This window comes from Serratia sp. LSHTC3 (assembly GCF_057197125.1).
The window spans coordinates 1,142,830-1,161,959 of record NZ_JBXUNP010000001.1; the positions used below are offsets into that span (position 1 = coordinate 1,142,830).

Sequence of the window (19,130 nt, forward strand, 5' to 3'; positions counted from 1 at the left end):
CAGACCCTGTAACAAGCATAGTTCAAGTCATAATTAACCATTGCAAATCAGTGAAATAAAAATGCCGGTACGCACAGGAGCGAACGGCGGTCAATCCGGCGCCTGTCCCGGCAGAAGGCGGTGCGGCACCGCACTTCCTCTTCGAGTATAACCCTGCGGCAGGGGGGCGCAACACAATGCCTGATGCACGACAAGGATTGAAAATTGTTATGTTATATTGTAACTTTTAATTTTTCTCGATAACGGACAAGGAGCGCATTTTGGCGAGGCATTTTGGCAAACTGGCGGTGGCGCTGGCCGCGTTGTTTATCAGCGGGCAGGCATGCGCCCACGGGCATCATTCACATGGCAAGCCGCTGACGGAGGCGGAAAAAAAGGCGGAGGGAGGCGTGTTCGACGATAAGGACGTCAAAGATCGCGATCTGGCCGACTGGGAGGGCGTATGGCAATCCGTGTATCCCTATCTGCTCAATGGGGATCTTGACCCGGTGTTCAAGAAGAAAGCGGCGCAGGATAAGAGCAAAACCTTCGCAGAGGTGAAGGCGTATTACCGCAAAGGGTATGCCACCGATGTGGATACCATCGGCATTGAAAACGGCATCATGGAATTTCACCGCGGTGACCAATCCAGCGCCTGTCAGTATAAGTACGCCGGGCATAAGATCCTGACGTATGTTTCCGGTAAAAAGGGCGTGCGTTATCTGTTTGAATGCCAGGATGCCGGCAGCCTGGCGCCGAAATTCGTGCAGTTCAGCGATCACATTATCGGCCCGCGCAAATCGGCGCATTTCCATATCTTTATGGGCAACACGTCGCAGGAAGCGTTGCTGAAAGAGATGGATAACTGGCCGACTTACTACCCATTCCAACTGCAAACCAAAGAAGTCGTGGATGAGATGCTGCATCATTAATGCTGCTCGTTCCCGCAACCACAAGCCCGCCTGTGTGGGCTTGTGCTCAGTCAAACGGTCTGATTTGCAGGTAATCGTCCGTCACTTCCATTTCAAATAGCGTTTTATCTGCCAACAAGGTCGCACGCATTCGTTCCCGGGCTTGCAGGTAGCGTTCATCCAACTGAATATCACCGGCGCTTTCCCATGCGACTCGGCTTGGCCATTGCGCATAGCCGATAAACTGCCCGCCCACATCCCGATGCAGGCGCGAGCCAAGGCTGCCGCGCTGCAGATAGATACCTTGGGTCAACGCCAGCCAAGCCTGGCGAAAGTCGTGCTCGTGTCCGGGTTTGACTGAAAACTGGTAGATGGCGATGAACATAAGACGTTCTCCACAATAGCGACAGTGTGAACTTTAGGCGCTGCTTCTGGCTTTAACGTTCATATCGTGCTGCAGCGTTCAACATAAACGGCGGGCCAAGGGCTCGGGTGTTTTATTCCGGCACTGAAGGCAAGGTTAACGGCAGCTGAAATTTTGCGCGATTTTTCTGCTGCGGAGGGAGGGGGCTCTCTTTGTTTGTTATGTTGGTATTTTTTATTTTATTAGATTTTTATTCTACTTAAGTGTTGGCTGGTATTTTTATATTCTGTTAAATCAATGTTGCTTATTACGCCTTTTTTGAGTGCTATCATTGATAGCGTTGATGTCAATTCAGTGGCGGTATGACGCCATAATCCCTTCTAAACCGCATCTTATCGCTATTTGCAGACGGCTATTGCAAATACATGGCCCATCGACGATAAATTAATTGTGAATATTGTCACGTTTGATGACGAAGTTGTTGGACGGATTTTTTCACTGAGTTAATTTCCTGTAAGCAGAAGATTATGCTTTGTGAAGCCTTGGGCTGGAGTCAGCGATGCGAGTGGTAATTTTAGGTAGTGGAGTGGTGGGCGTAGCCAGTGCCTGGTATTTGGCGAAGGCGGGGCATGAGGTGACGGTGATCGATCGTCAGCCAGGCCCCGCACTGGAAACCAGCGCGGCGAACGCCGGGCAGATTTCACCGGGTTATGCTGCCCCCTGGGCGGCGCCGGGCGTGCCGCTGAAGGCCATCAAGTGGATGTTCCAGCGCCATGCGCCGTTGGCCATCCGCCTCGACGGCAGCAGCTTCCAGCTGAGCTGGATGTGGCAGATGTTGAAAAACTGCAACACCGAACACTACATGACCAACAAAGGCCGCATGGTGCGCCTGGCGGAATACAGCCGCGATTGTATCAAGGCGCTGCGTCAGGAAACCGGCATCCAGTACGAAGGTCGTCAGGGCGGCACGCTGCAGCTGTTTCGCACTCAACAACAGTTCGAAAACGCCGCGAAAGACATTGCGGTATTGGAAGATGCCGGTGTGCCTTACAGATTGCTGGAAGCCGGCCAGCTCGGCAGCGTCGAGCCGGCGCTGGCGCAGGTGGCGCACAAGCTGACCGGTGGCCTGCAGTTGCCGAACGACGAAACCGGCGATTGCCAGCTGTTTACGCAACAGTTGGCGAAGATGGCAGATCAGGCGGGCGTCACCTTCCTGTTCAACCGCAGCGTCGATCGTCTGCTGGTGGAGGGCGACAAGATCGCCGGCGTGCAGTGCGGCGAGGAAGTGTTCAAGGCCGACAGCTATGTGGTGGCGTTCGGCTCATACTCCACGGCACTGCTGCGCGGCCTGGTGTCCATTCCGGTTTACCCGCTGAAGGGCTATTCGTTGACCATTCCTATCACCGACGAAGCGGCGGCGCCGTTCTCTACGGTATTGGATGAGACGTATAAAATCGCCATCACACGCTTCGACCAGCGCATTCGCGTTGGCGGCATGGCGGAGATCGTCGGTTTCAATACGCAGCTGGAGCAAAAACGGCGCGAAACGCTGGAAATGGTGGTGCGCGATCTCTACCCGAACGGCGGCCGAGTGGAAGAGGCAACGTTCTGGACCGGCCTGCGGCCGATGACGCCGGACGGTACGCCAATTGTCGGCCGCACCTCGCTGAAGAACCTGTATCTCAATACCGGGCATGGCACGTTGGGCTGGACGATGGCCTGTGGCTCCGGGCAGTTGTTGTCCGATCTGATGTCCGGCATTACGCCGGCGATCCCTTCCGATGACCTGGCGGTGGCGCGTTACAGCGCCGGGTTTCGTCAGCAACACGCGGTTCCGCTGAACGACGTGCATCCCGCACGTTAATCGTAGACTCTGTCATAGACTTTCCCGGCCACGCGCAGGCGCGCGTGGCCGCCGTACGCTGCCCCAAGGAGAAGCGATGCCCCGTCCCATAACCGCCACGATGCATCTCGGCGCGATTGAAAATAACCTGCAGGTGGTGCGCAGTTTCGCCCCCGGCGCCAAAGTCTGGGCGGTGGTCAAGGCTAACGCCTATGGCCACGGCATCAAACACGTTTGGCGCAGCATGGCGCAAACCGACGGCTTCGCCATGCTGGATCTGGCCGAAGCGGTGCTGCTGCGCGAGTCGGGTTGGCAAGGGCCTATCCTGTTGTTGGAAGGCTTCTTCCAGCCGCAGGATCTGGCGTTGCTTGACCGTTATCGCCTGACGACGGCGGTGCACAGCGACTGGCAACTGGCGGCGATCGCCGACGCCACGCTGAACTCGCCGCTCAATGTCTATCTGAAAGTGAACAGTGGCATGAATCGGCTGGGGTTCACACCCGAGCGGCTGCATGAGGTGTGGCGCAGGGCGCAGGCGGTAGCCAACATTGCCGAGCTTACGCTGATGAGCCATTTCGCCACCGCCGACGGCCCCGAAGGCGTGACGCAGCAGATGGCCACCATCGAGGCGGCGGCTAACGATATACCGTTGCCGCGCTGCTTGGCCAACTCGGCCGCCACGCTGTGGCACCCTTCGACCCACGGCAGTTGGATCCGTCCTGGGATCGTTCTCTATGGCGCTTCGCCGAGCGGTTGCTGGAATGACATTGCGGCGACGGGGCTGCAGCCCGCGATGACGCTGAGCAGTGAAATCATCGGCATTCAGCAGCTGAAGTCTGGCGATCGTGTGGGTTACGGTGGCCGTTACAGCGCCGCAGGCGCACAGCGTATCGGTGTGGTGGCCTGCGGTTACGCCGACGGCTATCCGCGTCATGCGCCGACCGGTACGCCGGTATGGGTTGGCGGCGTGCTGACGCGCACCCTGGGAACGGTATCGATGGATATGCTGGCGGTGGATCTGACGCCCTGTCCGCAAGTCGAACTGGGCGCCGAAGTCGAGCTGTGGGGGAAACGCCTGCCGGTGGATGAGGTGGCCACGGCGGCAGGGACGTTAGGCTATGAACTGCTGTCGGCGTTAGCGGCGCGAGTGCCGGTCGCCATCGAAGCCTGAGCCGGGGCTCAGGCGACTTTTCTGATCTGCCCTTTAATCTGCTTGCTGAGCCGCCGCGCGTGCAGCGCCAGCAGGCAGCCCGCCAGCATCACCAGCGCCAGCGACAGCTTGGGTTGCAGCGGCAACGCCATCGCCACCAGACCCAGCGCGGCGCCGCCCGCCATCTGCACGAAACCGACCAGCGCGGACGCGACGCCGGCCTCATTGGAGTAGGGTTCCAACGCGTAGCTGGTGGCCGGGCCCATCACGAATGCCAACCCGGCGCAGGCGCTGGCGACTGGCAGCATATACGTCAGCCAGTGCGTTTGCGCCGTCGCGGGCAGCAGCATGACGCCCAGCAGCAGGCCCAGACAGCCCAGTCCCATCAACATGCCGCCGGTCGCCAGACAAACCGGGCGGCCGACCTTGTGGATGATGCGGTTGGCGAAGAAGCTGACCAGCATGATCCAGAAACCGTTGGCGCCGAACACCAGCGAGAATTGCAGCGGCGTCAGGCCGGCGGTGCCCATCAGCACGTTCGGTGCCAGAGAAACGTAGGTCAGCGCCATGCCCATCGCCCCGGAGTTCACCACCGCAAAAGAGAGGAAACGCCGTTCGCTGAGGATGCGCGCGTATTGACGCACCGGCAACCCCTTGACCGGCACGGTGTCGGCGGGGCGAGTTTCCGGCAGGCGCAGCGCGATGAGCGCCAACACCAGCAGCGCGTAGCCGACCAGGAACCAGAAGGGCGCGCGCCAGCCGAAGGCTTCGGCGAGCAGGCCGCCGAGCAGCGGCGCCAGCGCCGGGATGATGTTCAGCGTGCCGTTAAGAAAGCCGAAAGCGCGGGCGGCGTCATCGCCATTCAGGCGATCGCGCACGCCGCTGAAGGCGACGACGGCGGTGCAGCAAACTGCCACCCCTTGCAGCAGACGCGAAGCGATGAAAATCGTCGGGCTGGTGGCCAGCGCCGCCATCGCGGCGCCGATCATGTAGAGGATAATGCCGGCCAGCGCCACCGGTTTGCGGCCATAGTTATCCACCAGCGGGCCGGCGATGACCTGGCCGAGGCCAAGTACCAGAATAAATAGCGATATGGTGGATTGGATCAACGCTTCGCTGCTGCCCAGACCGACGGCAATAGCGGGAATAGTCGGCAGATAAAGATCGATGCCTAATGGGCCGAGCAGCACCAGGCTGAGAAGCATAAACAGAAACTTTTGCATAACAGAAAAGGCACGTCCGAGTGACAAAGAGGGCTAGAGTAGAGACTCTGGCGGCAAATGAAAAGGGGCAAAGCGGGTCAGCGCTGCGCCCCCTGACGATAATAGAGCGCCGAGACGGTATCGGCCACATAACGGGCCTGGTGGCGAGCATCATCCAGCGCACGATGCGGCATACCTTCGAACGGGCGAGCCTTTTTCGGGTTAAAGCCATGCAGTTCCGCCAGCGTGATCACCGTGCGCACGTCCTGAGTATCCCAAAACTTCCACGGGCAGGGCATTTCCAACTGCTGGAAGGCGTGTTCGAGGATCGCGCAGTCGAACTCTTTGCCGTTCCCCCAGACCTTTACCGTATCGGTGCTGTTCATATGGATAAAGCGGCTGAGGCTGCTCAGCACGCGCTTTAGGCTCTCGGTGCCGCCGAAGGCCTGTTTGCGTGCTTCATCGGACTGTTTCGCCCACCAGGCGACCGTGTCCAGACTGATGGTACGGCCCGGTTGGTCTTTCTGACTGCTGACGGCGGCCTCGAATTCGGCGCCGAGTTCCCCGGTCCGGGGATCGAAAAACACCGCCGCAACCACCAGAATGACGGCGCTGGGTTTTATATCCAGGGTTTCAATGTCTAACATCAGATGGTGCATCGGCGTTTCCGGTGGTGGGCGTGGTGGCTTAATGTTACTACAGAACGTGCGCCGATGCGGCCGGTGCGCACATGAAATCCTTTTAAAGCGCCTCGTTCAGGTTATGATGCTCGTGATACTCTTGTCAGGTTGGTCGCTATCGGTGAGAACGCTTATCTTTATTCTGTGCATGGTCGGCTACTTGCTGTTGCTGGGCTACCTTAGCATGTTCGTCACGGACAAGATCTGTGAGAAGGCGGGTAACTACACCAAAATATGCCGCGTCGTAGACATTTCCGAACCTCATATTCCCAAATAGCCCCCAGTTTATCCCAGATAGTCGGTGGTAATCAGCGGTGTCAGGATGGCCGCCAGCGCCGTGAGTGCCCCCCATTGCCGCCAGCCCAGCCGCGCCAGCCAGTCATGCCGCTGCGGCGGCGTGGCCAGTTGCCCGACGGCTACGGCGCCGGTCAGCAGCAGCGTCAGAATCAGCAGCACCAGGCAACGGCTCACCAGCGTGAACTCAACATGCAGCACATTGGCGTAATACAGGCGCATCAGAATAAAATAGCTCAGCAAGATCCAGGCGAAAACGACGTTCTTCTTGAGCACCTGCTGCAGCATCAACGCGAGAAACAGGCTGTGAAACAGCGACAGCAGCGGGGCCTCGATCGGGTGCCGAACGCAGACGTTGTAGACCGCCATATAAATGTTGAAAACCAGCAGGATATAGATCACATAAATATACCAGCCGTAGATGACCTTGAGCTTTTTCGGGGTCGGCGGCAGGGAGAGTGCGTCCGGTTTCATTAATGCCTCCTGATGATGCCATGTAAACGCTGTGCTTGAAGACGGCGCGGCGACATCGTAATTTAAAATCCACAGGGTATATATCACCCGAGCGCTAAATGACAATTAAACGCGGGATCGGCTTTATTTCCGCGTTGGCCTGGAACTCTTTTGCGCCCGCGGGGTCGATTGGCGTACGAATGCCTGGCGGTTTTTGCACTATGATGACAGATATAATTTATTGATATGAAAGATTATAAAAACACTTCGGGCACAAAAATCCTGCTGCTGTTCAGCCTGGCGTTTTATACGCTGTTGCCACCGTTGCTGACGGCGGTCGTGTTCAACCGTTTCAATCTTAATCCGTTCGCGATCGTCAAATTTTTTCACTTCAACCCGTTTTTGGCCGATCGGGGCATACCCGGCTATCAGACTTTCTTCTACTTGCTGATGCTATGGTTGGGGTTGAACGCTTTGCTCTGGCTGCTGGTGTGGGGGGCGGGGCGATTGTATCAGCGCTGGCGATCGCCGCGCGGCTGATAGTTTCTCAAGGGGGAAAGTTGCCTGGGGAAATGACTTTGTATTCAATAATGAGACGTATTATCATTTTATTCACCAGTGAGGGGAAAAGGGTTGTCTCCTTCTGAGCCCCCCGATCCGGCACGACATTGCTCACATTGCTTCCCGTTTTCATGCCAGCCTTGCGCTGGCACTTTTTTATCCCACGCCAAAAACCATGACGCCGGTGGTCAGCCTCTTTTCATTAATATGACTGTTTAAAAGCCAGCGCGCGGCATTGGGGCGTTAGAACAGCGAAAACAGCAACACCACCGGCAGGCTCAACGGCCAGGTTAACCCGATGGTCAGTGCGCTGATACAGCGAATTTTGACGGTGTCCCGGCTAACCAGGTAGGTGAAAACCATAGAAACTAACAGACCAATAAAATAACAGTATTGCGTTGCGACCCACAGCGGCGACATGAAACCCGATCCCAGTTGTATTTTTACGCGCGAATTCTAGGAGCTTGGCGGGTGATAATCAATGACCAAAGGCCCTTTATTCAAACCTTTATCCATAAGTATGCATAATTTATTTCTATAAAGAACGTAGGGTTATTAGCGGCCTTATGTTTATTGCCAAAAGAAATCAACAGCATAGTTACCGGTAACATTTTGCGTCAGGCGAGCCATCCTTCTGGAGTGAACTCCGCTGAGTAGTAAAAGAGTCGGTGAAGGGGGAAACGCGGTGGGGTTATGACTCATAAAGATTAATGATGTATTTGCGGACAGCAAGGTTAAGGTGAGGTGGCGTCGGGTTTGGCGGTACGTGAACCCTTCAGGCGCCGGTTTTAGCGCATCAGTCGCGATACGCCGCTTGCCTGCCAGGGAGGGGGATGGTTGTCGTTATGGGTTTAATGAATGTTAAGACCGTAGACGAACAGCCACGAAAACAGCAGCGCTAGCAGGCATGCCATAAAAACGATGGAGATCATTTCCTTCACAACTTCATTCCTTTTCCCGGTGAGCCAAATTTACTTCTCTTTGTTTTTGCGCGAAATTTTAGATCGGTATGGGTAAAAATCCTAGTTTTAATCCTTTTTTTTCCCGGCCGTGCGGCGTAAGCCGCTTCGATAAGCCGTGGCGGCGGTGGAAAATCGGGGACGTTAACTCGTCGTAGCTATTGCTGAACGCCATGAGGCTGACTATATAAAAGGGGGACTGCGTGGCGTCGAAGGCAGCCAGGCTCGCCCCTTGCGGGGGCGTTCATCTGCCTGCGGCGCTTTCCTATGAGATGAAGGAGTCGGCAATGAGCACAAAACCAACTATCGTGCTGGTACACGGATTCTGGGGCGGCGCCGCGCACTGGAGTAAGGTCATCATCGAGTTGTCGCGCAGGGGATATACGGCGATTCATGCGGTGGAAATGCCGTTGACGTCGCTGGCTGAGGATGCGGAACGTACGCGCAAGATGGTCGCGCAGCAAGCGGGACCGGTATTGTTGGTCGGGCACTCTTACGGCGGTGCCGTGATCACGGAAATGGGCAACCAGCCTAACGTGGTTGGCCTGGTCTACATCGCCGCGTTTGCGCCGGATGCCGGTGAAAGTGCCGGCGGTATTACGCAAGCGCATCCTCCTGCGGCAGTCGAGAATCTGGCCTCGGACAGCGACGGTTATCTGTGGATTAAAACCGACAAGTTTCACGAAAGCTTTTGCCAGGATCTGACCGCCGACGAGGCATTGGTGATGGCGGTGGCGCAGAAGGCCCCGCTGGCCGAGACCTTTGGCAACACCATCGGCGAGCCCGCCTGGAAACATAAGCCGTCATGGTATCAACTTTCCAGCGACGATCGCATGATCGCGCCGGAGAATCAGCGGCGCATGGCGCAGCGGCTGCAGGCCAAGAAAGTGATGGTGCTGAATGCCAGCCATGCCTCGCTGGTTTCCCATGCCGATGAGGTGGCGGGTTTGATTGACGAAGCGGCCGGTTTGAAATAAAGCAGGGGCAGGAAGGCTCGACATTCTGCGGCAGATTATCCCTTCGCTGATATCGTTATAACAGCATCATCAACACGATGGCGACGGCAATAATGGCGTAGAGGTCTGCCTTACGCATATCGCCTTAGCGTCCGTTAACGCCGATCATTTCTATTGCCGCGCGATGCAGCCGCTGAAAATAATCATCGGGCTGCTTTTCTATCTCCTGGATAAGGCTGGCGAGCAGGTTCTGTTTGGTTATCGGCTTGTTGGCGGTCAACACCAGCAGCACGTTTTTGCCGAGCAGGCAACATATTTGCTTATGGTATTCATCAACATCGTGCTTGTTGAGGCCATAGAGGGTGTAGTCGATCATGATGTCTAACCTGCTGACAGGTAAATGCCCGCCGCAGCGGGCTGAGAAGCCATAGAAAAATAAAATGAGGCAAATTTCGCTTAGGAAGAGACTTAAGCGATGGGGTAACGATAACTGAATGGGAATATTCCTATCAAGCCGTGCGGGGGGAGCGGCGGATGTTTAGGAATAACCTCAGAAGAACAAATAATAGAGAGGACCGTTCTGGGGAATCTGACTTATTATTGTTGTTGTCATTGTTTAAAAAATAAACATGGGTTTTGCAAATATATAATGCGAAAAAGAAACAGCCGGAAAACGGTGCTTTCCGGCTGTGGTGACATTCACGCGGCGTTATTCACACGGTCTGCTTACGGAACAGTTCGCGGAATACCGGATAGATATCGTCCGGTTCGCGGATATGCTGCATGGCGAAGTTGTCGAATTTCGCCTGCAGATCCTCGTATTCGCGCCACAGCGTTTGGTGAGCGCGGCGAGTGATTTCTATGTAGCTGTAATAACGCACCATCGGCAGGATCTTTTTCGCCAACAGCTCATGACACAGCGGTGAATCGTCGGCCCAGTTGTCGCCGTCCGACGCTTGCGCGGCATAGATATTCCATTGTGCCGGGTCATAACGCTCTTCGACTACGTCATTCATTAACTTCAGCGCGCTGGAAACGATGGTGCCGCCGGTTTCCTGCGAATAGAAGAACTCCTGTTCGTCCACCTCTTTCGCCTGGGTGTGATGGCGAATGTAGACCACCTCGACGTTTTTATAGGTTCGGCTCAGGAACAAATAGAGCAGAATGTAAAAACGCTTGGCCATGTCTTTGGTCGCCTGGTCCATCGAGCCGGACACGTCCATCAGGCAGAACATCACCGCCTGGCTGGAGGGCTCCGGCCGGCGCTCATAGTTTTTGTAGCGCAGGTCGAAGGTATCGATAAACGGCACGCTTTCGATTTTCTTGCGCAGTTCGGCAATTTCCTTGCGCAGCCGCTCCTCTTCCAGCAATTGCACCGGCTCGGTATTTTCCAACTGGGTCAGCGCATCTTCCAGCTCGTGCAACGCGCGTCTTTTACCGGCGGTCATGGCGGTTCGTCGCGCCAGCGAGTTCTGCAGCGAACGCACGACGCTGATGTTGGCCGGCACGCCATTGGCGGTATAGCCGGCACGATGGGTTTTGAACTCGGTTAACTGCTTGTACTGATTCTTTTTCAGATTGGGCAGGGCGAGATCCTCGAACAAAAGATCGAGGTACTCGTCTTTGGAGATCTGGAAGACGAATTCATCCTGGCCTTCACCGTCCTGGCTGGCGTTGCCCTGGCCGCCGCCACCGCCTGCGCCGCCCTGAGGCCGCTCAACGCGATCGTTCTGTACGAAGTGGTCATTGCCTGGGTGAACGCGATGGCGTGTGCCGCCGCGCCCCTGATGAAACATCGGTTCGTTGATATCGTCAGTGGGGATGGAGACCGACTCCCCGCTGTCTACGTCGGTGACCGAACGCTTGTTGATGGCTTCGGCAATCGACTGTTTGATTTGCGACTTGTAACGGCGCAAGAAGCGCTGGCGGTTCACCATGCTCTTGTTTTTGCCGTTCAGCCGTCGGTCAATGAAATAGGCCATACTTCCCCCAAACGACGTTGCCAACTCTTCATGTCCCGGTCGCGACAGCGCAATGTGTAAGCCCCTCCTTGGGCTGCGCTGCAACGTCCATGACTGTGGACATGGCCCTGATAATGCCGCTTACCTGAGGCGTTATGAGGATTTTCTGACCCGCAGATACCATTCACACAACAGGCGCACCTGCTTGCGGGTATAGCCTTTCTCCATCATGCGGTCGACGAAGTCGTCGTGTTTTTTCTGCTCGTCCGTCGAGGTTTTGGCGTTAAACGAAATCACCGGCAACAGCTCTTCGGTATTGGAGAACATTTTCTTCTCGATCACGGTGCGCAGCTTCTCGTAGCTGGTCCAGTTCGGATTGCGGCCGTTGTTGTTGGCGCGGGCGCGCAGCACGAAGTTCACGATTTCGTTGCGGAAATCTTTCGGGTTGCTGATACCGGCCGGTTTTTCAATTTTCTCCAGTTCGGCGTTCAAAGACTCGCGGTCGAACAGCTGACCGGTGTCGGGGTCGCGATACTCCTGATCCTGGATCCAGAAGTCCGCGTAGGTCACGTAACGGTCAAAAATGTTCTGTCCGTATTCCGAGTAGGATTCCAGATAGGCGGTCTGGATCTCTTTGCCGATAAACTCGGCGTATTTCGGGATCAGATAGCCTTTCAGATGTTCGAGGTATTTCTCGGCCAAATCCTGCGGGAACTGTTCGCGTTCGATCTGCTGCTCCAGCACATAGAACAGGTGCACCGGGTTGGCTGCCACCTCGGCGTGATCGAAGTTGAATACCCGCGAGAGGATTTTAAAGGCGAAACGGGTGGAGAGGCCGTTCATGCCTTCGTCAACCCCGGCGTAGTCGCGGTACTCCTGATAGGACTTGGCTTTCGGATCGGTATCCTTGAGGCTTTCGCCGTCATACACGCGCATTTTCGAGTAAATGCTCGAGTTTTCCGGCTCTTTCAGCCGCGACAGCACGCTAAAGCGCGCCAGCGTTTCGAGGGTGCCCGGCGCGCAGGGCGCGTGAGTCAGCTCGCTGTGATCCAGCAGCTTGTCGTAAATCTTGATCTCTTCCGACACGCGCAGGCAGTAAGGCACCTTGACGATGTACACGCGGTCGAGGAACGCTTCGTTGTTCTTGTTGTTACGGAAGGTCACCCACTCGGATTCGTTGGAGTGCGCCAGAATAATACCGTTGAACGGCAGGGCGGAGATGCCCTCGGTGCCGTTGTAGTTACCTTCCTGAGTCGCCGTCAGCAACGGATGCAGCACTTTGATCGGCGCTTTGAACATCTCGACGAATTCCATAATCCCCTGGTTGGCGCGGCACAGTGCGCCGGAATAGCCGTAGGCGTCCGGATCGTTCTGCGCGTGGTTCTCCAGCTTACGGATGTCCACTTTACCGACCAGCGCCGAGATGTCCTGGTTGTTCTCATCGCCCGGTTCGGTTTTGGCGATGGCGATCTGCTCCAGGATGGAAGGGCGCACCTTCACGACTTTAAACTTGGTGATATCGCCGCCGAACTCGTGCAGGCGCTTCGCCGCCCACGGCGACATGATGGTGCCGAGATAGCGACTTGGGATGTTGAACTCTTTTTCCAGGATTGAGGCATCTTCCTGAGGGTTGAACAGGCACAGCGGATGATCGTTGACCGGGCTGCGTTCGCCGTTGGCGCTGAGGGTGTAGATGGGCACGCGCTGCATCAACGCTTTAAGGCGTTCTGCCAGCGAGGATTTACCGCCGCCCACCGGGCCCAGCAGGTAAAGGATCTGTTTCTTCTCTTCCAGGCCCTGCGCGGCGTGCTTCAGGTAAGAGACGATCTGTTCGATGGCCTCTTCCATACCGTAGAATTCTTCGAAGGCCGGATAGCGTGCGATCACGCGGTTGGAGAACAGGCGCGACAGGCGTGATTCTAGCGCAGTGTCGACCATCACAGGTTCACCGATAGCCATCAGCAGACGTTCGGCCGCGTTGGCATAGGCACTGCGATCTTGCCGGCAAATGGTAAGAAATTCCTGCAGTGTGAACTCTTCGTCCTTGGCAGCTTCGTAGCGCTGGCGATAGTGGTCAAATATGTTCATGATGCCCGTCCTTTCGTTATTAGCACAGGTTAAAGAGAGCGTGTGATAGTGTTCTGGCTCCCGAAAGATGAGAATACGCCTGAGTACAGCAACCCGTATGCCAACTTGGTGCGCTTATTATCGCGAGTTGCGCTGTATGCCACTGGGCCCAGGATAAATTCACCTTCTGATTTAAGCTTAGTTTGCTTGCCGGAAAATTTCCTGCCGCAGAAAAAGCTTTTTTTAAGTCATATCAATGACTCAGTTATTGCCGGGATAACCAAATGCCTTGTCTGGCGCGGCCTGCGGGATAAAACGTCATCGTTCCGCCATGATTAATTCATAATTCCGCTATAAGTTATTCGATCTTGGTCGTTTTCCTTTGTAAAGATTAGGCACGCAACTAAATTTTCACATAAACTATCGCGGCTATTAACCCTGTAATTTATGGAAAAAGAACCAGTGAAGATTTCAAAACTCAAAACGCTAGCAATTATCGCTTCCGCAATGGTTTGTGCGCAAAGTGCTCAGGCGGGGACCTGGTCACTCGGTGCTGCCGCGCTGGTTAGTCCGGACGCGTATCGCGGTTATCAGGACCGCGTTTATCCGGTGCCCGTCATCGACTATGAAGGTGACGACTTCTACTTCCGTACTCTGACCGCCGGTTACTACCTGTGGAAAGATCAAGAAAACCAGCTGAGCATCATGGGTTACTACACGCCATGGGGCTACCGTCCGGGCGACAGCGACGACGATCGCATGAAGCGCCTCGACAAGCGTCGCGGCACGCTGATGGCCGGCCTGGCCTATTCGCACAACGCGGAATGGGGCACCCTTCGTACCACGTTCACCGGCGACACGCTGAACAACAGCAACGGGCTGGTGGGCGATGTTGCTTATCTGTACAAGTTTGATCTGGACGCGCTGACGCTGGTCCCGGGCGTGGGCGTGATGTGGAACAGCAAGAACCAGAACAAATATTACTACGGCGTCAGCGCCAATGAATCACGTCGCAGCGGCCTGGACAGCTACACCCCTGGCGATAGCTGGGCTCCGTATCTCGAGCTGAGCGCCAATTATCAGATCAACAAAAGCTGGAACGCCTTCTTCGTCGGCCGCTATGTGAAGTTGTCGGATGAAGTGAAAGACAGCCCGATGGTGGATAAATCTTACACCGGTTTGTTGATGACAGGTGTGAGCTACACCTTCTAATCACGCATTGCACAACTATCGTGCATGTCGTGCATCAAAAAGGGGCGCTGGCGCCCCTTTTGCACATCTGTAGTGCGCTTCCGCGCACGGTTCCTCAGGCCTTCTTACGACTGCGGAAGGTGACACCCAAACGGGCGGGTTGCTCGCCGGCAGCGACCAGCGGTTTGCTGACGCGCCCGGTCTCGATGCAGACCATGGTCTTGTAACCGTCGTTCGGCATATCCCCCATGCTGCAGGAGAGTTCCACGCCGGGGTTCCAGGCGATGACGTCGCTCATATGATGGTGGTGAACCTCGATGGTGCGAGCGAGTGCCGGATCGCGGATCTGGCTGAAAGCTTCCGGGCGGGTATAGACGCGGTCGGTTTGGCCGATGAATGTCACTTCACCCGTCTGATGCGCCTCTGCGCCGCCCGCCACCTTGTCGATATAAGGCTCGCCCAGGCCCGCCACGCTGACCCGATCGATGTCGCCGACCTGGAAGTAACTGTGCAGCGCCGCCGTGGCTTGATAATCGCCGTGCGATTCCAGCTCGATCTCGCACTCTTCACCCAGCTTGAAGCGAGCAATCAGCGTGAAGGCGTGCGGCCACAGTTTGCGGGTCTGCTCATTGTCTTTCAGCGTAAAGGTCAGGATGACGCCGTTCTCATCTTCATCGTGCGCCGTCAGGCTCCAGGGCTGGTTGCGGGCAAAGCCGTGGGAGGGTTGCGCCACCGGGCCGAACCACGGCCAGCAGATCGGCACGCCACCGCGGATGGCCTTGCCTGTGGCGAAAGGCGTGTTGTTGCTGAGCCAAATCACCGGCTGCTCACCGCTGGGCTGCCAGGCCAGCAAATGCGCGCCTTGCAGCGCGACGGCCGCGCGCACTTTCGGGTGCGACACCACAACCACGCCCAGCTCATCGAGTTGCCGCTGACTGATATAAGGAGAAATTTGTTCGGAAACGGGCAGGGTGAAAATTTTCTCGTTCATTTCATGACCTATTGTTTGCCGGAGATACAAATAAAAAAGGGCGACAAAAATGTCGCCCTCATTATCAGCTTAACATCATGCCATTACTTGGAGATGTGAGCGATCAGATCCAGAACCTTGTTAGAGTAGCCGGTTTCGTTGTCGTACCAGGAAACCAGTTTCACGAAGTTGTCGTTCAGTGCGATACCGGCTTTGGCATCGAACACGGAAGTCAGCACTTCGCCGTTGAAGTCGGTGGAAACCACGTCGTCTTCAACATAGCCCAGAACGCCTTTCATAGAGCCTTCAGCGGCGTCTTTGATGGCTTTCTTGATTTCTTCGTAGGTAGCCGCTTTTTCCAGACGCACGGTCAGGTCAACAACGGACACGTTAGGGGTCGGTACGCGGAACGCCATGCCGGTCAGTTTGCCTTTCAGCTCTGGCAGAACCACGCCAACCGCTTTCGCTGCGCCGGTAGAAGAAGGGATGATGTTCTGGGATGCGCCGCGGCCGCCGCGCCAGTCTTTGTGAGACGGGCCATCAACGGTTTTTTGAGTAGCGGTGGTGGCGTGAACGGTGGTCATCAGGCCTTCAACGATACCGAAGTTGTCGTTGATGACTTTAGCCAGTGGCGCCAGGCAGTTGGTGGTGCAAGAGGCGTTGGACACGATGTCCTGGCCGGCATATTTGTCAAAGTTGGCGCCGCGAACGAACATTGGGGTCGCATCTTTGGATGGGCCAGTCAGAACCACTTTTTTAGCGCCGGCGGTGATGTGTTTACGCGCGGTTTCGTCGGTCAGGAAGATACCGGTCGCTTCAGCAACCACATCAACACCCACTTCGTTCCACTTCAGGTTAGCCGGGTCTTTCTCTGCGGTAACACGGATGGTTTTGCCATTAACAACCAGGTGGCCGTCTTTAACTTCTACCGTACCGTTGAAACGGCCGTGAGTAGAGTCATACTTCAGCATGTAAGCCATGTACTCTGCGTCCAACAGGTCGTTGATTGCAACGATCTCGATGTCAGAACGCTCTTGAGCAGCACGGAAAACAATGCGACCGATACGGCCAAAACCGTTGATACCTACTTTGATAGTCATATATTCCACCAGCTATTTGTTAGTGAATAAAAGGTTGGTTGTAAAATTACAAAAACCTTACCCAGCGTCAAGCGGAATCGTGTCAATACTTGCGGCAAGTCAAACCGGAAGGGTGGTTTTGCACGCTTATTGCACAGTCCATTTGCGCTCGGCCTCATCCGTTATATGGGGACAAGCCGCCAAGTATAAAGTCAGCATACGCAAGATGTGTGATCGTTATCACATATCATCGTGACGTGGCCTTTATGGGCTACAGTTTAGGCCAAAAACCCCTGCAGCGGTGTTAATTTTTTGTTATTATTAATCATTGTTTTCGTTGACATTATCCACATTCAGAGATAAGCACAAATGGCTAAAGAGACAACCCCCGGTCATCCGGTCACGGAACTGAATGAAATCCAACGTTATGTGACGCAACAGCGTGGCACCGAAGCGCCGTTCAGCGGCAAATTGCTGCACAACAAGCGCGAGGGCGTGTACCATTGCCTGTGCTGTAACCAGCCGCTGTTCTATTCCGAAACCAAATACGATTCCGGCTGCGGCTGGCCGAGCTTTTATGAGCCGGTTTCCGCCGATGCAATCCGTTATCTTGATGATAATTCACATAATATGCATCGTGTTGAAATCCGCTGCGGCCACTGCGACGCGCATCTGGGGCACGTTTTCCCTGATGGCCCGCAGCCGACTGGCGACCGCTACTGCGTCAACTCCGCCTCGCTGAGTTTCACCGATGGCGAAAATGGCGACCAAACGGCTGGTTAAGTGGTAATTTAATCAACAAAATCGATTCAGCTAATTATTCATCTGTAAGCGAGAAGGGCTCTGATGGACGTGAAAGATCTGATTGCGGCGATGACGCCCGAGATATACCAGCGCCTGGTGCAGGCGGTTGAGCTGGGCAAGTGGCCGGATGGCGTGGCGCTGACGCCTGAGCAGAAGGAAAACAGCCTGCAGGCGGTGATGCTGTGGCAGTCGATGAACAACGTCGATCCGCAGCACATGAGCATCGGCACCGACGGGCAGATCGTGATGAAGAGCAAGCAAGAACTGAAGCAGCAGTTTGTTGCCGAGCCGCTGGTCAAACTTAAACCGCAGTAAGCTGTCCCTAAAGCGGGGCGATGTCGCCATCGCCCCCCGTCGATTTACCGTTTCTCGCCTTTTATTCCCAGCGACTCCGCCAGCTGTTGCGCCAGCCGGTTATTGTCGTCCGCGCCGTACTCCCAGAACATCGCTCCCCCCAATCCCTGGCTTTTGATGTACTCGGCTTTGATAGCCACCGAACGCGGGTTCTCGTAGGAGATGGCGAACAGCGGTTTGCCTTCGGCGGATTGCAGCGTCAGGTATGGCACTTTGGCGTCGTCATCCCAGTGTTCGCGAAAACGCTGCTGCGGATCGTTGAGCAATTTGCTGACGATATCGTGGTATTTAAAGTAAGTGTCTTTGCTGAGATCCAACCCCAGCGTGCGGAACAGAGCGGTTTCTCGCGCACTGAAATAAGGCTGCGTCACCGGATGTTTGGCGGCGTCCGGCTTGTCCCAGTCGATGCCCGGCTCGGTCGCTCGTTTCGGCACCCGGCCGTAGAAACCGATACCCAGGTTCATCTGCGCCGGTTTTAATCCGGCGGCCAGATAATGTTTTACCACGGAATCGGCGCTGTAGCGGTCGGCGGCGGCTACGGTTGGCCAGCGCTTTGAATCGTACAGGTTGGCATTGAAGTACTGCGTGCCGTAAGCCATGTCGTAGGTCATCAGATTGATGTAGTTGAGGTAAGGGGCAATGCTTTTCACATCGACCCATTCCTGCGGGCTTTTGACGTTGGCCCCGACGGCGATGGTTAACAGCTTGCCTTTACCCAGCGCCTGATGAAGCTCTCTCAGCAGCAGGGTGAAGTTGTCGCGGTCTGCCGGTTGGCTTTCCACCAAACCCCAGGCGCCGTTTACCGGGTATTCCCAGTCCAGATCGATCCCATCCAGCCCGTACTGCTCGATCACCTGCACCGCGGAGCGAATGAAAATCGCCCGGTTTCCCGCGGTGGCGGCAGCGCCGGAGAAACCGCGTGCGCCCCAGCCGCCGATCGACAATAGCACTTTCAGCTCGGGGTTCTGTTTGCGCAGCACCGGCAGCCGTTGCAAATCGGCCGTGACTTTCGGCGACAGGTAGATCTGGTGGCGGCGAGCGGGGTCTTTCAGCGCCGCATTGGTTTCGTCTTTCTCGTCGTTGTAGATCAGGCCAAACGAATAGTTGAGATGGGTGATTTGCGTCACGTCCAGCTTGTCGATGTCACCACCGGGGCCGGCGGTAACGTCGCCGCCGCCGTTGAAGTAGCCGACGGAGAGATAGGCCGCCTGGGCCGTGCTTGCGCCGGCCATAGCCAATTGCACCGCCGCCAGCAAAGGCAGCAGTTTTCGGGTTATTTTCATGTCTGTCTCCTTGTGGTCGGCAAGGCCGACCGTACCGCCAGGGGCGGGCACAATAAAGCCGGGCTCAGT

At 55.8% G+C, this 19,130-nt stretch carries 19 protein-coding genes; 8 read left to right on the forward strand and 11 right to left on the reverse strand.

The genetic code is table 11. The features are described from left to right. The first annotated feature begins 260 nt into the window (after window positions 1-260). Window positions 261-911 (forward strand): metal-binding protein ZinT, encoded by a 651-nt coding sequence (gene zinT, locus AC2CGI_RS05490; RefSeq protein WP_021503861.1) that lies wholly within the window; start codon window positions 261-263, stop codon window positions 909-911. Between the two features lie 46 nt (window positions 912-957). On the opposite strand, the gene AC2CGI_RS05495 is transcribed toward zinT, so the two are convergent. Further along, entirely contained in the window at window positions 958-1,275 is a 318-nt protein-coding gene (locus AC2CGI_RS05495; protein ID WP_076740763.1) for an antibiotic biosynthesis monooxygenase family protein, read from the reverse strand. A 538-nt stretch (window positions 1,276-1,813) separates the two neighbouring features. On the opposite strand from AC2CGI_RS05495, the gene AC2CGI_RS05500 reads away from it, so the two are divergent. Continuing rightward, entirely contained in the window at window positions 1,814-3,118 is a 1,305-nt protein-coding gene (locus tag AC2CGI_RS05500; protein ID WP_076740764.1) for a D-amino acid dehydrogenase, read from the forward strand. 76 nt (window positions 3,119-3,194) lie between these two features. Then, window positions 3,195-4,268: a catabolic alanine racemase DadX gene (dadX, locus tag AC2CGI_RS05505; RefSeq protein WP_076740765.1), complete on the forward strand. Its 1,074-nt coding sequence runs from the start codon at window positions 3,195-3,197 to the stop codon at window positions 4,266-4,268. Between the two features lie 8 nt (window positions 4,269-4,276). Here the strand turns inward: dadX and AC2CGI_RS05510 are convergent, their stop codons facing one another. From AC2CGI_RS05510 to AC2CGI_RS05520, 3 genes are all read right to left on the reverse strand, one after another. After that, entirely contained in the window at window positions 4,277-5,470 is a 1,194-nt protein-coding gene (locus AC2CGI_RS05510) for a multidrug effflux MFS transporter (protein WP_015378110.1), read from the reverse strand. A gap of 77 nt (window positions 5,471-5,547) precedes the next feature. Then, entirely contained in the window at window positions 5,548-6,108 is a 561-nt protein-coding gene (locus tag AC2CGI_RS05515; RefSeq protein WP_004932251.1) for a 3'-5' exonuclease, read from the reverse strand. Window positions 6,109-6,414: 306 nt separating this feature from the next. After that, window positions 6,415-6,897, reverse strand: coding sequence for a hypothetical protein (locus AC2CGI_RS05520; RefSeq protein WP_015378108.1), 483 nt, complete (start codon window positions 6,895-6,897; stop codon window positions 6,415-6,417). Window positions 6,898-7,122: 225 nt separating this feature from the next. On the opposite strand from AC2CGI_RS05520, the gene AC2CGI_RS05525 reads away from it, so the two are divergent. Continuing rightward, complete coding sequence (locus AC2CGI_RS05525; RefSeq protein WP_015378107.1) at window positions 7,123-7,416, forward strand: hypothetical protein; 294 nt, start codon at window positions 7,123-7,125, stop codon at window positions 7,414-7,416. 264 nt (window positions 7,417-7,680) lie between these two features. On the opposite strand, the gene AC2CGI_RS05530 is transcribed toward AC2CGI_RS05525, so the two are convergent. Further along, window positions 7,681-7,857 carry a GhoT/OrtT family toxin gene (locus tag AC2CGI_RS05530; protein WP_015378105.1) on the reverse strand — a complete coding sequence of 59 codons (177 nt, stop codon included), beginning with the start codon at window positions 7,855-7,857 and terminating at the stop codon, window positions 7,681-7,683. Window positions 7,858-8,683: 826 nt separating this feature from the next. On the opposite strand from AC2CGI_RS05530, the gene AC2CGI_RS05535 reads away from it, so the two are divergent. Continuing rightward, window positions 8,684-9,373, forward strand: coding sequence for an alpha/beta hydrolase (locus AC2CGI_RS05535; protein WP_015378104.1), 690 nt, complete (start codon window positions 8,684-8,686; stop codon window positions 9,371-9,373). A 124-nt stretch (window positions 9,374-9,497) separates the two neighbouring features. Here AC2CGI_RS05535 and AC2CGI_RS05540 read toward each other — a convergent pair whose 3' ends face one another. The 3 genes from AC2CGI_RS05540 to yeaG all read right to left on the reverse strand — a co-directional run bounded on the left by AC2CGI_RS05540 (window position 9,498) and on the right by yeaG (window position 13,401). Then, entirely contained in the window at window positions 9,498-9,728 is a 231-nt protein-coding gene (locus AC2CGI_RS05540) for a hypothetical protein (protein WP_004932237.1), read from the reverse strand. 337 nt (window positions 9,729-10,065) lie between these two features. After that, window positions 10,066-11,334 (reverse strand): YeaH/YhbH family protein, encoded by a 1,269-nt coding sequence (locus AC2CGI_RS05545; RefSeq protein ID WP_004932234.1) that lies wholly within the window; start codon window positions 11,332-11,334, stop codon window positions 10,066-10,068. A 132-nt stretch (window positions 11,335-11,466) separates the two neighbouring features. Continuing rightward, window positions 11,467-13,401: a protein kinase YeaG gene (gene yeaG, locus AC2CGI_RS05550; RefSeq protein ID WP_004932230.1), complete on the reverse strand. Its 1,935-nt coding sequence runs from the start codon at window positions 13,399-13,401 to the stop codon at window positions 11,467-11,469. A 426-nt stretch (window positions 13,402-13,827) separates the two neighbouring features. Between yeaG and AC2CGI_RS05555 the strand changes: the two genes are divergently transcribed. Further along, window positions 13,828-14,592, forward strand: a complete 765-nt coding sequence (locus tag AC2CGI_RS05555; RefSeq protein WP_015378103.1) for a MipA/OmpV family protein — start codon at window positions 13,828-13,830, stop codon at window positions 14,590-14,592. 94 nt (window positions 14,593-14,686) lie between these two features. Here AC2CGI_RS05555 and AC2CGI_RS05560 read toward each other — a convergent pair whose 3' ends face one another. Both AC2CGI_RS05560 and gapA read right to left on the reverse strand, forming a co-directional pair. Continuing rightward, entirely contained in the window at window positions 14,687-15,562 is an 876-nt protein-coding gene (locus tag AC2CGI_RS05560) for a D-hexose-6-phosphate mutarotase (RefSeq protein WP_021503854.1), read from the reverse strand. An 83-nt stretch (window positions 15,563-15,645) separates the two neighbouring features. After that, a complete protein-coding gene (gene gapA, locus AC2CGI_RS05565) occupies window positions 15,646-16,641 on the reverse strand; it encodes a glyceraldehyde-3-phosphate dehydrogenase (protein WP_004932222.1) in 996 nt (331 codons plus the stop codon). A gap of 348 nt (window positions 16,642-16,989) precedes the next feature. On the opposite strand from gapA, the gene msrB reads away from it, so the two are divergent. Both msrB and AC2CGI_RS05575 read left to right on the forward strand, forming a co-directional pair. Further along, window positions 16,990-17,403: a peptide-methionine (R)-S-oxide reductase MsrB gene (msrB, locus tag AC2CGI_RS05570; RefSeq protein WP_004932219.1), complete on the forward strand. Its 414-nt coding sequence runs from the start codon at window positions 16,990-16,992 to the stop codon at window positions 17,401-17,403. 63 nt (window positions 17,404-17,466) lie between these two features. After that, entirely contained in the window at window positions 17,467-17,739 is a 273-nt protein-coding gene (locus tag AC2CGI_RS05575) for a YeaC family protein (RefSeq protein WP_004932218.1), read from the forward strand. Between the two features lie 44 nt (window positions 17,740-17,783). Here AC2CGI_RS05575 and chiD read toward each other — a convergent pair whose 3' ends face one another. Then, window positions 17,784-19,061, reverse strand: coding sequence for a chitinase ChiD (gene chiD / locus AC2CGI_RS05580; protein ID WP_015378101.1), 1,278 nt, complete (start codon window positions 19,059-19,061; stop codon window positions 17,784-17,786). Window positions 19,062-19,130: the final 69 nt, after the last annotated feature.

Bases quoted from the DNA above. Each gene is read 5' to 3' on its own strand.
- chiD (WP_015378101.1), bottom strand. From the start codon at position 19,061: ATGAAAATAACCCGAAAACTGCTGCCTTTGCTGGCGGCGGTGCAATTG.
- AC2CGI_RS05540 (WP_004932237.1), bottom strand. From the start codon at position 9,728: ATGATCGACTACACCCTCTATGGCCTCAACAAGCACGATGTTGATGAA.
- yeaG (WP_004932230.1), bottom strand. From the start codon at position 13,401: ATGAACATATTTGACCACTATCGCCAGCGCTACGAAGCTGCCAAGGAC.
- AC2CGI_RS05510 (WP_015378110.1), bottom strand. From the start codon at position 5,470: ATGCAAAAGTTTCTGTTTATGCTTCTCAGCCTGGTGCTGCTCGGCCCA.
- AC2CGI_RS05520 (WP_015378108.1), bottom strand. From the start codon at position 6,897: ATGAAACCGGACGCACTCTCCCTGCCGCCGACCCCGAAAAAGCTCAAG.
- AC2CGI_RS05560 (WP_021503854.1), bottom strand. From the start codon at position 15,562: ATGAACGAGAAAATTTTCACCCTGCCCGTTTCCGAACAAATTTCTCCT.
- AC2CGI_RS05515 (WP_004932251.1), bottom strand. From the start codon at position 6,108: ATGCACCATCTGATGTTAGACATTGAAACCCTGGATATAAAACCCAGC.
- dadX (WP_076740765.1), top strand. From the start codon at position 3,195: ATGCCCCGTCCCATAACCGCCACGATGCATCTCGGCGCGATTGAAAAT.
- AC2CGI_RS05495 (WP_076740763.1), bottom strand. From the start codon at position 1,275: ATGTTCATCGCCATCTACCAGTTTTCAGTCAAACCCGGACACGAGCAC.
- AC2CGI_RS05575 (WP_004932218.1), top strand. From the start codon at position 17,467: ATGGACGTGAAAGATCTGATTGCGGCGATGACGCCCGAGATATACCAG.
- gapA (WP_004932222.1), bottom strand. From the start codon at position 16,641: ATGACTATCAAAGTAGGTATCAACGGTTTTGGCCGTATCGGTCGCATT.
- msrB (WP_004932219.1), top strand. From the start codon at position 16,990: ATGGCTAAAGAGACAACCCCCGGTCATCCGGTCACGGAACTGAATGAA.
- AC2CGI_RS05500 (WP_076740764.1), top strand. From the start codon at position 1,814: ATGCGAGTGGTAATTTTAGGTAGTGGAGTGGTGGGCGTAGCCAGTGCC.
- AC2CGI_RS05525 (WP_015378107.1), top strand. From the start codon at position 7,123: ATGAAAGATTATAAAAACACTTCGGGCACAAAAATCCTGCTGCTGTTC.
- AC2CGI_RS05535 (WP_015378104.1), top strand. From the start codon at position 8,684: ATGAGCACAAAACCAACTATCGTGCTGGTACACGGATTCTGGGGCGGC.
- AC2CGI_RS05555 (WP_015378103.1), top strand. From the start codon at position 13,828: ATGGAAAAAGAACCAGTGAAGATTTCAAAACTCAAAACGCTAGCAATT.
- AC2CGI_RS05530 (WP_015378105.1), bottom strand. From the start codon at position 7,857: ATGTCGCCGCTGTGGGTCGCAACGCAATACTGTTATTTTATTGGTCTG.
- AC2CGI_RS05545 (WP_004932234.1), bottom strand. From the start codon at position 11,334: ATGGCCTATTTCATTGACCGACGGCTGAACGGCAAAAACAAGAGCATG.